Origin of the sequence: Streptomyces sp. NPDC046261, assembly GCF_040646235.1 — a bacterium.
Taxonomy (GTDB): Bacteria; Actinomycetota; Actinomycetes; order Streptomycetales; family Streptomycetaceae; genus Streptomyces.
Genome location: NZ_JBEYZU010000002.1, coordinates 236,847 through 250,361 on the forward strand (window position 1 = coordinate 236,847; position 13,515 = coordinate 250,361).

The following is a 13,515-nucleotide window of genomic DNA, read 5'->3' on the forward strand; positions in this document are numbered from 1 at the left end:
CGGCGGCAGCGCGACCGTCCTCCCGCCGTAAGCCATGAGCCATGAGCCATGAGCCGTGAACCGCAGGCCGTCGGGGCGTCATGCGGTGGGTGTGGGGAGTACGTCGCGTCGTCAGGCCGCGAGGGCGAGGCGCGGCGGGCCCCGCCTGATCACCAGATGCCGTAGCTCCGGCTCCCGCGCCGGGCGCTCGTCCTGCGCGCGCCCCGGGCGCGCGGCCGCGACGGGCGGCTCCACGGCCGGTACGCGGACGAGCACCAGCGCGGCCCGCAGCGCACGCACGAGCGCGGCCTCCGCGACACCGCGGGCCGACCGCGCCGACAGCCGCACCGCACGCCACAGCGCGGCCTCGCCACGCCGCAGCAGCCAGCCCACGGCCAGCGCGGCCAGGACGTGGCCGAGCACCATGGGCAGCGACGGCAGCAACGTGTGCGCGAGGGACGCCCGGACGGGCGCCACGCCACCGGCGGGCATGCCCACGGCCGCGGGGTGGACGGCCGGGTCGAGGCCCGCGTCGATGACGACCTGGCGCGCCCGGCCGGCGGACATCGGGCCCTGGTCACAGGTGAGCTGCGCGGCGAAGCGGATCAGTCCGCCCTCGGCGGCGGCCTGCCGGCCGGCCGTCCCGCCGCCCGTGACGTGCTGTCCCAGGCCGAAGAGCGTGTGCAGCGCGAGCTGTCCGACGGCCAGGCAGAGGCCGATCCCCGGCAGCGAGCGCTCCCGCCCGGCCAGCGGCACGGCCACCGCGAAGACGACCGCGAACCCCGCGGCCAGCGTCCACAACGGAACGCTCGCGCACGACGCCAGCACGTGCCCGCCCGCGGACAGCAGAACACAGACCGCGGTGAACACCGCGGCCCGGATCAGTCGCAGATCGGCGCCGGCGCGCGCGACGGGGTGAGGCATGGCTGCGCCATCATCCCACCGCGCTTACCGATTCCCTACGGCAGGGTGCGGGCCGCCGCGAATCGGTAAGCCCGACTTGTCACCTTGTCCCATACACGCCCTCACCCACATGGCGCGTCGGCCGAATGAGCGGACTCACACGGCCCGCAGGCTTACGCGGCGCCCACCGTGGCTATACGTATCGGTATGTCGAGCCGCAGCCAGGAGGCTGAGCATGAGCATTTGGTGGTCACTCCACTTGCGGCGCGAGGCCGCGAGCGTTCCGCTCGCCCGGCGGCTTCTGATCGGTGCCATGGAGACGGCCGGCGTCGACCCCGAGACCTCCTACGACCTGGCGGTCGCCCTCAGCGAGGCGTGCGCCAACGCGGTCGAGCACGGCGGTGACGCCTCCACCGGCTACCGCGTCACCGCGCTCATCGACGGGGACACCTGTCGCATCGAGGTCACCGATTCCGGACCCGGATTCGCCGAACGGCCCCGGCGGGCCCGCCGCTACCCGGCCCGCACGCTGCACACCAGGACCCCGGCCCCCGTCCACGACGAACACGGCCGGGGTCTCTTCTTGATCGAGTCCCTCACCGACCACGTCCGCGTCCGCAACCGCCCGGGCCGCCAGGGCGCCGTGGTCAGCTTCGACAAGATCCTCAAGTGGAGAGACGGCGGCCCGCCCGCGGCGGCGCTGCTGCGCGCGTCGTGATGCCGCGCGTCGTGATGCCGCGCGTCGTGACGCCCGGCGCCGGCGTGCGCGCTCCGTTCAGGAGATCTCCAGAGGTACGGTTCAGGAGATCTCCAGAGGTACCTGGTGCACCTCGTCGACCGGGTGGCCGGCCCGCTCGTGGATGCGCTTGACCGCGTCCGCCGAGGGCGCCTCGGAGAGGCAGTAGACGGTTCCCGACTTCGGGTCCGCCCACGCGTGCTCGAAGTGCACACCTTCCTCGCGCTCGATCGCCTGGTCGGCGCGGTGCGCGGTGGCCAGCTGGTCCTTGGTGATGCCCTGCATGCCGTGGTGGACGTCCATGAACTTCGTCATGGCCCGGCACCTCCCTCGCTGGTGATGCCCCTGCCACCATCATGCGCCCGCGCCCGGCGTGGCGCCGCTCGCCCGGACGGCCCCGCGGCCCGCCGTGCGCGGGGCCGAGGGGCCGTCCGGGTGCGGAGCGGGGATCAGCCCTTGAGGCCGGCCATCCACGCCTCGACGTCCGAGGACGTGCGGGGCAGCCCGGCCGAGAGGTTGCGGTTGCCGTCCTCGGTGACCAGGATGTCGTCCTCGATCCGGACGCCGATGCCGCGGTACTCCTGCGGCACGGTCGTGTCGTCGGCCTGGAAGTACAGGCCGGGCTCGACGGTCAGGACCATGCCGGGCTCCAGGACGCCGTCGACGTAGGTCTCGGTGCGGGCGACCGCGCAGTCGTGGACGTCCAGGCCGAGCATGTGGCCGGTGCCGTGCAGGGTCCAGCGGCGCTGCAGGCCGAGCTCCAGGACGCGCTCGACCGGGCCCTCGATCAGGCCCCACTCCACGAGCCGCTCGGCGAGTACCCGCTGCGCGGCGTCGTGGAAGTCGCGGTACTTGGCGCCGGGCCTGACCGCCGCGATGCCGGCCTCCTGGGCGTCGTACACCGCGTCGTAGATCTTCCGCTGGAGCTCGCTGTACGTGCCGTTGATGGGCAGCGTGCGGGTCACGTCGGCGGTGTAGAGGGTGTGGGTCTCCACGCCGGCGTCGAGCAGCAGCAGCTCGCCGGAGCGGACCGGGCCGTCGTTGCGCACCCAGTGCAGGGTGGTGGCGTGCGGGCCGGCGGCGCAGATGGAGCCGTAGCCTATGTCGTTGCCCTCGACGCGGGCGCGCAGGAAGAACGTTCCTTCGATGTAGCGCTCGCTGGTGGCCTCGGCCTTGTCGAGGATCTTCACGACGTCCTCGAAGCCGCGGACGGTGGAGTCGACGGCCTTCTGCAGCTCGCCGATCTCGAAGGCGTCCTTGACCAGGCGCTGCTCGCTGAGGAAGACGCGCAGCTCCTCGTCGCGCTCGGCGGTGACCTTGTCGGCCAGGGCGGCCTCGATGCCGGCGTCGTGGCCGCGGACGACCCGGACGTCGCCGGTGGCCTCGCGCAGGGCGTCGGGCAGCTCACGCACGTCCTTGGCGGGCAGGCCCAGCAGCTGCTCGGCCTCGGTCAGGCTGTGGCGGCGGCCGACCCAGAGCTCGCCCTGGCCGTCCAGCCAGAACTCGCCGTTCTCCCGGTCGGAGCGCGGCAGGAGGTAGATCGTCGCGGTGTGGCCCTCGCCCCCGGTGGGCTCGAGCACCAGGACGCCGTCCTGGGTCTGGTCGCCGGTGAGGTACACGTACTCCGTCGAGGGGCGGAAGCTGTACTCGGTGTCGTTGGAGCGGGTCTTCAGATTGCCCGCCGGGATCACCAGGCGCTGGCCGGGGAACCGGGCCGAGAGCTCGGCGCGGCGGCGGGCGGTCTCGGCGGCCTGGGCTATCGGACGCAGGTCGTGCAGTTCGGTGTCGGCCCAGCCGGCCTTCATGTTCTCGGCAAGCTCGTCGGAGACGGCCGGGTAGAGGCCGTTCTTCCGCTGCTTGATCGGCTCGTCACCTTCGGGGTTCTCGGGCGCGGGCTGCTGCTCGGTCACTGCATTTCCTCCTCGAACGGGGCCGCTTTCCATCGTATGTGTGGGGGAAAGTGCCCGAGAAGGCTGTGACCGAACAGTCAGCGGCGGACATGCGTTCATACAGGATGACCGCAGGTGAGGGTCCGGCGACGCGGCCGGTCTCAGAAGGTCATTCGAAGTGGGCCACGAGGAGGATCACGTCACCGCCACCCTCCGGAAGGCTGCCGTCCGGCAGGACCGTGCGCAGCACGTGGTCCGCGATGGCCTCCGGGTCCCGCCGCGCCGACCTGGGCACGCCCGCCGCGGCCGAGTGCAGCCGGGAGAAGGCCCGGTCCATGCTGTCGCCGCTGCGGTGCAGCAGGCCGTCGCTGTAGAAGAGGAGCGTTTCTCCGGGCGCCGGTTCGATTTCCACGCTGGGCGCCTCCCAGCACGCCAGCATCCCCAGCGGCGCGGAGAGCGAGGTTTCCACGTACTCGACCCGGTCCGACCCGATGATCAGCGGTGAGCAGTGCCCGGCCCCGGCGACGATCACCTTGCGCTCCGCCGGCTCGTAGTAGGCGAACAGGGCGGTCGCGGCCCGGGTGGGCTCGGTCACCCTGAGCAGCAGCTCGAGGTCGGAGAGCACGGCGACCGGATCCTCGCCCTCCATGACGGCGTACGCGCGCAGGGAGGCCCGCAACCGGCCCATCGCGGCGAGCGCACCGGGCCCGGAACCAGTGACTCCGCCCAGGGCGAGGCCGAGCGCCCCCTCGGGCAGCGCGAGGGCGTCGTACCAGTCGCCGCCGCCGTGCGGGCCGGTGCGGTGCCGGACGGCGAGGCGGACGCCGGGGACGCGGGGCAGCCGGCTGGGCAGCAGCTCCTCGCGCAGGGTGGCGACGGTCTCGCGGGCGTGGGTCAGCTCCAGCAGGCGGGCGAGGTGCTCGGTGGCGTAACCGCAGTACAGACCGGCCAGATGGCGCTGGCGCTCGGTGGGCTCGGCCGGCTCGTCGTACAGCCAGACGGCCGCGCCGATCCGCCCGGCGGCGGGCGGAGCGCCGGAGTCCGTGGCCGGGTGGGCCGGCGACTCCAGCGGGACGGCGTAGCTGGCGGCGTAGCCCAGGCGGGCCGCGACCTCGCGGTGAATGGGGTCGAGGCCGTGCTCGCGGGGGATGTCGGGGTGCGCCGTGCCGGACCGGTCGCCGACGGGCGGAAGGTCGTCGAGCAGCCGTACGTACGGGCTGTGGGCCGCGGAGTCCCCTGCGTGCGGGATCGTCTCGATGTGCCCGAGGTCGGCGAGGCCGAGGCCGAGGCCGACGGTGACGGGGTGCCCCGGGGCGCCGTCGCCGGTGCCGGCGGGGTGCAGGGTGACGAGCCCGCGGCCCGCGCCCACGAGCGAGGCGCCGGCCCGCAGCACCTCGCGCAGGGCGTCGTCGAGGTGCGAGGTCCGGGTGAGCCGCTCGGTCAGTTCCTGGAGCGTGGTGAGGTCGGAGACCCAGCCCGCGAGACGGTCCTGCACCAGGGCGGCCGGGGAGGGGGCCGAGGGGCCGGCAGGGGTGGGGGAAGCGGGGGGACCGGCGGGACCAGAAGAGGCAGAAGCAGGGGGAGTGGGGGGAACTGCGGGGGCGGAAGTGTGCGCGGGGGCGGGGACCGGTGGACTGATTCCGGCCACTTTCGGCAGGTGCGGGGCGCTCATGGCCGGCTGTTCCGGCAGGGCCGTGCGCGGCCGGGCTCCGGGCACGTCGGGGACACGGCCCGCGGCGCTCCGCCGAAGCCGCTTGACCAGCTGGTTGGCCTGGGCTTTCTGCGCAATAGCATCGCAAACCCCCTGTCGTGTTGCGTGCTATCAGTGCTCCACATGTACACGCCCGGGCAAGGGAATGTCCAGCATTGGACCAGTGGGATTGGTGGTGTCTGGTGAGGTTCCATACCGCCTTGAAGTTTGGCCGGAAAAAAGTGCCGTGGCCCGTGTTTTGCTGTCGACTGGCGTCGCTCCAACAACGCGTCACATCCACCACGGTGGGTACGTACTCGGTGAAGGGCAGCGGCAGTTGGGGCCGCCCCGCAACCCGGCGGCGGGCCCGAGCGTCTTATCGGTCGACGGCCACGCCCATCCCCGAGCGGCGTGGGGCAACCCACGCCACGGGCGAGGGGCGCACCGGCTCAGCACGAAGCGCCATGCGCGCGCCACCCCCCGCCAGGTTTCACGCTCGGCCCATGGCGTGATGCGCTGCGTTGTACGCGCGGCGACCCGTGATCCACCTGGTGTGCCGGTCCGAGGGGCGACGGCGCGTTGAGTACCGCGCCGAGCAGTGCCCGTAGTGCCATGTAGTCCCCGCAATCCCAGGGGCTATGCGTAGTCCGTGCAGTCCATGCAGTTCCCGCAGTTCTCTGCGGTCCATGCAGTTCCTGCCAACGTGTTCATGTATGTGCAAGACGGTCCTTGTCCGACGGCAGGGACCCTCCTTCGGCGTTCACGGAAAGGAACGAGCGCTCATGCGCGAGATCCTCGGAAGGCGACGCAAGCTCTCCCTCCGGCGGGCCGGCCGGTCCGCGGTGCTCACCGCGGCCCTGACCTACGCCACGGAGTGGCAGTGGCCCGTACTCCCCGGTGTGGGCCTGCGGCCCGGCATCGGCCGCGTACGCGAATGCGGCTGCCCCGACCCCGACTGCGTGGTCCCCGGCGCCCACCCGTTCGACCCCGGGCTGCTGGCCGCGACCACCGATGCCCGGATGGTCCGCTGGTGGTGGACCAACCGTCCCGAAGCGCCCGTCGTGCTCGCCACCGGCGGCCGGGCGCCCTGCGCCGTGAGCCTGCCGGCGGTCGCCGGGGCCCGTGCGCTGGCCGCGTTCGACCGGGCGGGCGTACGGCTCGGCCCGGTGGTGGCCACCCCCACCCGCTGGTCCCTGCTGGTGGCCCCCTATTCGCTCGAGGTCCTCGGCGAGCTGCTCAACAACCAGGACTGGGTGCCCGGCTCGCTGCGCTTCCACGGCGAGGGCGGCTACGCGGTGCTGCCGCCCTCGCCCACGGGCGCCGGACGGGTCCGCTGGGAGCGGGCGCCGAGGCCGGCGGGCGCCGCGTCCGGCGGCCGCGGCGCGCGGGCGGCCTCCGGCCGCCGCGTGGACGGCCTGGCCCGGCCGTGGCTGCCGGACGTGGCCTCGGTGGTCGACGTCCTGGTGGAGCAGAGCGTACGGAGCACGGGCGCGCCCGGTGGCGGCGGCAGCCGCCTGACGTACTGACGCACGCGACGGGCGGCTGACGCGCCGGGCTGACGCGGCGGGGTGACGTCCCGGGGAGCCGGCGTACGGGGCCGGTGCGGGGCCGGTGTGCGGGATCCACCGGGGTCCGGGGCGGTGTGACGGTGGTGCCCCGAGCGGGTGTGTGAGGGCGCGTACGGACGGGAGACGCACGCGCTCTCACTCGTAAGGGTGTAAGCCGCCGAAAGAACTGCAGGAAACGGCCGTGCGAGGTCCTGAAGAACGCGGTCGTGCCCCTATGTTCGGCACTAGGGCTGTGGCGGGCGCCGGGACATAGGGCGCCGCCGGCCCGGCGGGCGTGCGTCCGAATCCGTCCCCGCGATCAATTCCGGTCCGTCCCCGCGATCGAGCGAGTCAGCTTCCGCGGCGAATTGCAGGTGGTCCCATGGTGCGTGCGTCCCGTGTGCCCGTCGCGTCTTCGCGACGTGCGGCGAATTTCCGGATGATCGCGCTGGCCGGCGCGGTGGCTGTCGCCGTCGTGCTGCCGCTGGCGGTCGCCACGGCGGGCCCGGCGAGCCTGAGCGGCCGGGAAAAGCCCCGGCAGAAGGCGGAACGGGGCAAGGGCGGGGGCACGGGAGCGGATCTGCTGCGGCCGGCCGGCTTCCGCGGCCCGGGCGCCGCGGGCGGCCCGCTCGGCCCGGACGGCGATCACACGCGCCCCTCGGACCTCCTGGGCCTCGGCGGCACCCGTGAGCCCCGTGACCCCTACGGTCCCTACGGCCCCGACCTGGACGACCCGGACCGCGGTGCGGCCCGGTGCGGCCCCGAACTGGCCTCTCCCGAAGGCGTCGAGGCCCAGACGTGCGTCCTGGAACAGTCGCGGGAGACCTGGGCCCGCACGTACTACCGCAACGCGACGGGCGCGCCCCTGACGGGCGTCCTCACGCTCATGGCGCCCGCCGGCCGGACCGTGCAGGTGCAGTGCCGGATGGCCGCGACCGATGATCCGGACATGTGCGAGACGCCCCACGAACCGACCCTGCGCGGACATGGCTCGTATGCGGCGGTGGCGGAGATCGCCTCGACGGATGGGAAGCTGCTGCTCCGCTCCGGCAGCAACTCACCGGCGTCCGAGGAGGATTAGGCGCGCGCCCCGCGCGGGCGCCTCTGGAGGGGGCGCCCAGGACGGCGTGCGCGCCGGGCGGAGGCCGCTGGGAGGTCGCTGGAGGCCGTTCGGGGGCTGTCTGCGGGGCTTCAGGGGCCGCCAGGGGCCCGGAGCTTGGCGTGGCGGCCTGAGAGGCGCCTACGGGGCGTACGGCGATGGCGTACGGCGACGCGGCGGGCGGTGCGGGGCTTTCGCGGCTGAGGCGTGGGCCGCCCGTGCGTACCTTCGCGGCTTCCCGGAGGGGGCCCGGGGAGGGTGCCGCCGGTCTTCGGGGGCTCCGGCGGGCGCGTCCGGGCATGGAAACGCCCGGTCGCTGGCGACGGGGGATGCACCAGCGACCGGGCTTCTAGAACCGTAACAAGAGATCCGCGGTTCGCAAATTCGATCGCGGATTTCCGGACGCGGATTTCCGGCCTGGAAGCGGGAGTTGTGACAGGAGTCACGCAGTTTGACCCGCCATTTACCCGGGTTTTCCGGCGGCGACCGCCGGAATCATTCATTCCGCCGGGGTGCGGCGGCGCGGCTGATTCCTGGCGGTTGTCCGAATGGATTTCCGGGTCAGTTCAGGGTGACCTGACGGCTGGTGAGACCGCCGCGGGCGCGACGCTCCTCCGCCGTCAGCGGGCTGTCGTCCGCGAGCGCGGCGGCGAGCCGCTCGGCGAAGGCCGCGGCGGGCTTCGCCACGTCCTCGGCGCCCATCCCGCTGGGCAGGTCCCACACCGGCACGGTCAGGCCGTGCGCGCGGAACGAGCCGACCAGACGGGTGCCCTCGCCGAGCGACGTGCCGCCCGTGGCGTGCAGCCGCGCCAGAGCGTCCAGAAGCTGCTCCTCCGGGTGGGTCATGACCCAGCGCAGATGGTTCTTCTCCGGCGTCTCGCACCAGTACGCGGCCTCGACGCCCGACAGCCGGACGGTCGGGATGGCGGCGGCGTTCGCCCGCTCCAGCGAGGCGGCGACCTCGCCGGTGGCGTTCTCGGCGTTCTCGATCCAGAACTCGAAGCCCGTGTGGACGACCGGCTCGAACGGGCTGTCCAGGTCCAGCAGGTCCTGCAGGCGCGGCCCGTCGGCGCCGATGCGCTCCGCGGTGACCGGGGTGCCGGGCTGGGCGGCCAGGGCGCGCTGCAGGGTGTCGGCCAGGTCGCGGCTGAGGTCGCCGGTCGGGGTGTCGTTCTGCAGGCCCAGCAGCACGGCGCCGCTGTCGCGGCGCAGCGCGGGCCAGGCCATCGGCAGCACGGTCGCCAGCGTCACGGAGGGCACGCCCTCGGGCAGCCCGTCCTTGAGCTTGAGCTCGACGGTCGCGGCGGGCACCAGCTCGCGCAGCGCGACCCAGTCGGCCTCGCCGGGCAGGCCCTCGAAGGGGCGCTGCACCAGCTCGGCCACCGCGTGCGAGGCGGCACGCCCGTGGCAGGCCTTGTAGCGCCTGCCCGAGCCACAGGGGCAGGGCTCGCGGGCGCCGACGACAGGGATCGGCGCGTCGCCGGCCTGCGGCGTGGCGGCCTTGGTCTGGGGGCGGCGCTTCTTGGCCATGGTGTGCGTGTCTCCCGATCGTTGCGTCCGGCGCGGTGCCCGAGGGCGAACTCGTGTGGGCGCTCGTGTGCCGAACGGCATTGCTGCGTTGACGGGCGCGAGCCTAGCGCCCGGTGTGTCGGCACAGCCGGGCACGCGCGGGAAGGGGCGCGGAGGGCACGCGGACGGCAGGCGACGGGTGCGTACGCCTGGGTGGTGGCCGGGTGGGTGGTTACGGGTGCGGGTGCGGGCGGGGTACGGACGGGTGCGGTACGGGCGCGTGCGTACGGCGGTGGAGCGGCGGTGGAGCGGCGGCCCGGGGCCCGGCCCCTGCCCGCTGCTGCCCGCTGCCGGTTATGGACCGCTGGTCATGCGGTGTGGCAGGGGATGCCGGGGATGCCGGTGCGCGGCGAGCGGTCTACGCGCGTCATCACGCCAGCTCGTCGAGGTCGGAGAAGGTCAGGACGGGGTCGGGGTCCATGCGCGTGGCGAAGCCGGCGCGTACCGAGAGCGCCGCCCAGACGGTCACCTCGCCGAGGGAGTCCCGTACGCCCCAGTCCTGGGAGAGCGCGCTGATGATGTTCAGTCCGCGGCCGCCGCGCGCGGTGACGGAGGGAGTGGCCGGAAAGGGCCGGGTGGGCCCGCCGCCGTCGGTGACCTCGACGGTGAGGTTGCCGCGCCCGTCGACCCGCCAGGCGGCGAGGATGCCGCCGTGCCCCTCGCGGTCTCTTTTGCCGTTGTCCCGGCTCAGCGGGCGACCGTGCCGGTACGCGTTGCTGAGCAGCTCCGAAAGGATCAGTACCGCGTCGTCGATGACCGATTCCGGTACCCCGCTGGTGCGCAAGTCCTTGCGCATCCGGTGTCTTGCTTCGCCCACACCGGCTGGACCATGGGGTACGGCCATGATCGACGACGTGGGCACCTCCTGTGCCACCACCAACGCCACCCCCGAGACCTCCTTTGCCCCACGTCAGGGGATGGATGCCCCAATGGACTGGACCGGAAACCGGCCAACCTCGACGCGGTGGGGCACTCGCGACGCTCGAATACGCACCGAACGCGCCGGTGCACTCCATGTAATGGCCGCTACCGTCGGCCGAGCTGGGTAAGTACCGCCTTGGGCCGGTTTGTGATGACCGCGTCCACGCCGAGGCGGGCGCACAGTTCGACGTCCTCGGGCTCGTTCACGGTCCATACGTGCACCTGATTGCCGGCGCGGTGCAGGCGGGCCACGTAGTCGGGGTTGTTCCGGACGATGCGGATGCTCGGTCCGGCGATGCCCACGCCCACGGGCAGCCGGCCGTCGCGGTAGCGGGGGGAGACGAACTGCATCAGATAGACGGTCGGCAACGCGGGCGCCGCCGCCTGCACCCGGTGCAGGGAGCGGGCCGAGAAGCTCATCACCCGTACGGGCGAGGGCTCGCCCGGCGGCGGATCGGCGAGCCCGAAGCGGTTGAGGAGGGTCAGCAGCTTCTCCTCCACCTGCCCCGCCCAGCGGGTGGGGTGCTTGGTCTCGATGGCCAGCTCGACGCGGCGGCCGGAGTCGGTGACGAGTTCGAGGAGGCGCTCCAGGGTGAGCACGGAGGTGCGGTCGGGGTCGGTGTTGCCGGCCCGGGGCCCGGCCCGATGGCCGGATCCGGAGCCCGTACGTCCGGCCGCGGAGCGGTTTCCGCGGCCCGTCCGGCGGCCGGCGTCCGGGTCGAAGTCCCCGCCGAGGTCCCGGTCCAGGGCCCGGTCGGGGGCCTCCGCGTCCCCGGCCTGCCCCATCCAGGACCCGAAGTCGAGGGCCGCGAGGTCGGCCAGCTCGAGGGTGGAGACGGCGCCGCGGCCGTTGGACGTGCGGTTGATCCGGCGGTCGTGGACGCAGACCAGGTGCCCGTCGGCGGTCAGCCGCACATCGCACTCCAGCGCGTCCGCGCCGTCCTCGATCGCCTTGCGGTACGCGGCCAGCGTGTGTTCCGGAGCGTCCTCGGAGGCTCCGCGGTGGGCGACGACGTCGAGGGGGTGGCGCTCGGGACGCATGTCCCCGGCCGGGTGTGCGTAGGTCACCGCGTTATGGTGCCACCGGCCGGCGCGATCGCGCAGGGAGTGTGATTTGTCCTGTAGTAAGGACTCGCACCCGAGGTCACAGGCTCCGCTTACGGTGGTCTGACGCGTCATGGGAAAAGCTGGATGCGAGACACATGCGAGTGTGGCCGGAAGTCGCGACAACTGACGTGTACCTGATTGAGGAGACAACTGTGAGCACCGAGAACGAGGGCGCCGCCGTTCCGTCCGCGGCGGGGCCGCGTACGGCGTCTCCGGCATCGGAGGCGTCGTCGTCCGAGTCCACGCAGGTCCCCGCGCCCGCGGTCCCGCCCGTTCCGGCGAACCCGCCGGCCCCGACGGAGGCGGTGGCGCTGGCGCAGACCGAGGAGCGGCCGGCGCAGCTTCCGCCCGAGCCCGCGCCTGCGCCTGCTGACGCGAGCGCTCCGGTGGCGGAGCCGGTCTCCGGGCAGCCGGCGGAGACGGCGCAGTACCCGGCGACGGGTGCGGAGGGTCAGACCGCGCAATATCCGGCGGCGGACGTGACCGGTCAGACCGCGCAGTACCCCGCTCCGGCGGACGGCCAGGCACAGGCACCACACGCACCGCAGACACCGCACGCACCGCACGCCGCGTTCGCGGCGGCCGGGGCGCCGGGCTCCGGAGGTCCGGCCTCCGGCGGCTGGTACGGCGGCGCCGACGCGCCCCCGCCCTACGGCGGGGCTCCCGACGGCTCGGCGGGCGGGCCCGGCGGCCCGGCCCCGATGTGGGGCGCTCCCACCCCGCCGCCGCGCAAGCGGGGCGGCGGTCTCGTGGCGGCGGTGCTCGCCGCGGCGCTGCTCGCGGGCGGCATCGGCGGCGGCGTCGGCTACTGGGCGGCCGATAGAACCGGAAGCGACACCTCCACCACGGTCTCGTCGTCCGGTGACCCGAAGATCGAGAGCCGTTCTCCCGGTTCGGTCGCGGACATCGCGAGCAAGGCGCTGCCGAGCGTCGTGACCATCGAGGCGCAGGGCGGCAACGGCGAGGGCGGCACCGGCACCGGATTCGTCTACGACCGGCAGGGCCACATCCTCACGAACAACCACGTCGTGGCGTCGGCCGCCGAGAGCGGCAAGCTCGCGGTGACGTTCTCCGACGGCAAGCAGTACGACGCCGAGGTGCTGGGCCGCGCCCAGGGCTACGACATCGCGGTCATCAAGCTGAAGAACCCTTCCGGCGTCAAGCTCAACCCTCTCCCGCTCGGCGACTCCGACAAGGCGGCCGTGGGCGACGCGACCGTGGCGATCGGCGCGCCCTTCGGCCTGTCGGGCACCGTCACGACCGGCATCGTGAGCGCCAAGAAGCGCCCTGTGGCCTCCAGCGACGGCGGCGGGAGCGGCCAGGCGTCGTACATGAGCGCCCTCCAGACGGACGCCTCGATCAACCCCGGCAACTCCGGCGGCCCGCTGCTCAACGCCCAGGGCGCCGTCATCGGCGTCAACTCCGCCATCCAGTCCGCGGGCGGCGGTGGCGGCGGCTTCGGCGGCGGCCAGGGCCAGTCGGGCAGCATCGGCCTCGGCTTCGCGATCCCGATCAACCAGGCGAAGAACGTCGCCGAGCAGCTGATCAAGAACCGTACGCCGATCTACCCGGTCATCTCGGCCACGGTGAACATGAAGGAGGGCGGCAACGGCGCCAAGATCGCCCCCAGCGGCGCCAACGGCACCCCCGCCGTCACCCCGGGCGGCCCCGCCGACAAGGCCGGCCTCAAGCCGGGCGACGTCATCACCAAGCTGGGTGACACCCAGATCGACAGCGGTCCCACTTTGATCAGCGAGATCTGGACCCACAAGCCGGGCGACAAGGTCAGCCTGACGTACACCCGCGACGGCAAGCAGAACACGGTGGACATCATCCTGGGCGAGCGCAAGGGCGACAGCTGACCCCACCCGGGCACACGCCACCCGGCCCGAAGTCCTCGGCCCCGCCCGGGGCTCCGTCCCGCGACGGCGCACCCGGTAGGCTGTCCCCGCGCCGCGACGGCTGTCGCGACGCGGGGAGGCTTGCCCGAGCGGCCTAAGGGAACGGTCTTGAAAACCGTCGTGGCAGCGATGTCACCGAGGGTTCAAATCCCTCAGCCTCCGCCAGCCCAGCGA

The 13,515-nt window shown here is 73.4% G+C and carries 10 protein-coding genes, 1 tRNA gene and 1 pseudogene; 5 read left to right on the plus strand and 7 right to left on the minus strand.

The window, feature by feature from the left end:
- Positions 1-111: 111 nt before the first annotated feature.
- Entirely contained in the window at positions 112-903 is a 792-nt protein-coding gene (locus tag ABZ956_RS05360; RefSeq protein ID WP_361887273.1) for a hypothetical protein, read from the minus strand.
- Positions 904-1,117: 214 nt separating this feature from the next.
- Between ABZ956_RS05360 and ABZ956_RS05365 the strand changes: the two genes are divergently transcribed.
- Positions 1,118-1,600, plus strand: a complete 483-nt coding sequence (locus ABZ956_RS05365; RefSeq protein WP_361887276.1) for an ATP-binding protein — start codon at positions 1,118-1,120, stop codon at positions 1,598-1,600.
- An 81-nt stretch (positions 1,601-1,681) separates the two neighbouring features.
- On the opposite strand, the gene ABZ956_RS05370 is transcribed toward ABZ956_RS05365, so the two are convergent.
- The 3 genes from ABZ956_RS05370 to ABZ956_RS05380 form a co-directional block, all read right to left on the minus strand.
- A complete protein-coding gene (locus ABZ956_RS05370; protein WP_361887279.1) occupies positions 1,682-1,933 on the minus strand; it encodes an SCO4226 family nickel-binding protein in 252 nt (83 codons plus the stop codon).
- A 134-nt stretch (positions 1,934-2,067) separates the two neighbouring features.
- Entirely contained in the window at positions 2,068-3,528 is a 1,461-nt protein-coding gene (locus tag ABZ956_RS05375) for an aminopeptidase P family protein (RefSeq protein ID WP_361887282.1), read from the minus strand.
- A gap of 148 nt (positions 3,529-3,676) precedes the next feature.
- Entirely contained in the window at positions 3,677-5,179 is a 1,503-nt protein-coding gene (locus ABZ956_RS05380; protein WP_361887285.1) for a PP2C family protein-serine/threonine phosphatase, read from the minus strand.
- Positions 5,180-5,979: 800 nt separating this feature from the next.
- Here ABZ956_RS05380 and ABZ956_RS05385 point away from each other — a divergent pair.
- Both ABZ956_RS05385 and ABZ956_RS05390 read left to right on the plus strand, forming a co-directional pair.
- Positions 5,980-6,723, plus strand: a complete 744-nt coding sequence (locus ABZ956_RS05385) for a bifunctional DNA primase/polymerase (RefSeq protein ID WP_361887288.1) — start codon at positions 5,980-5,982, stop codon at positions 6,721-6,723.
- A gap of 460 nt (positions 6,724-7,183) precedes the next feature.
- Positions 7,184-7,825, plus strand: coding sequence for a hypothetical protein (locus tag ABZ956_RS05390; RefSeq protein ID WP_361887291.1), 642 nt, complete (start codon positions 7,184-7,186; stop codon positions 7,823-7,825).
- 579 nt (positions 7,826-8,404) lie between these two features.
- Here ABZ956_RS05390 and ABZ956_RS05395 read toward each other — a convergent pair.
- The 3 genes and pseudogenes from ABZ956_RS05395 to ABZ956_RS05405 form a co-directional block, all read right to left on the minus strand.
- Positions 8,405-9,373: a DUF5926 family protein gene (locus ABZ956_RS05395; RefSeq protein ID WP_361887294.1), complete on the minus strand. Its 969-nt coding sequence runs from the start codon at positions 9,371-9,373 to the stop codon at positions 8,405-8,407.
- 409 nt (positions 9,374-9,782) lie between these two features.
- Positions 9,783-10,385: pseudogene (locus tag ABZ956_RS05400) on the minus strand (ATP-binding protein).
- Between the two features lie 53 nt (positions 10,386-10,438).
- Positions 10,439-11,374 carry a glycerophosphodiester phosphodiesterase gene (locus ABZ956_RS05405; RefSeq protein ID WP_361888028.1) on the minus strand — a complete coding sequence of 312 codons (936 nt, stop codon included), beginning with the start codon at positions 11,372-11,374 and terminating at the stop codon, positions 10,439-10,441.
- A gap of 218 nt (positions 11,375-11,592) precedes the next feature.
- Here ABZ956_RS05405 and ABZ956_RS05410 point away from each other — a divergent pair, with 218 nt between their 5' ends.
- Together ABZ956_RS05410 and ABZ956_RS05415 are read left to right on the plus strand one after the other, a co-directional pair.
- A complete protein-coding gene (locus tag ABZ956_RS05410; RefSeq protein ID WP_361887297.1) occupies positions 11,593-13,302 on the plus strand; it encodes a trypsin-like peptidase domain-containing protein in 1,710 nt (569 codons plus the stop codon).
- A 114-nt stretch (positions 13,303-13,416) separates the two neighbouring features.
- Positions 13,417-13,506 (plus strand) — tRNA-Ser (locus ABZ956_RS05415).
- Positions 13,507-13,515: the final 9 nt, after the last annotated feature.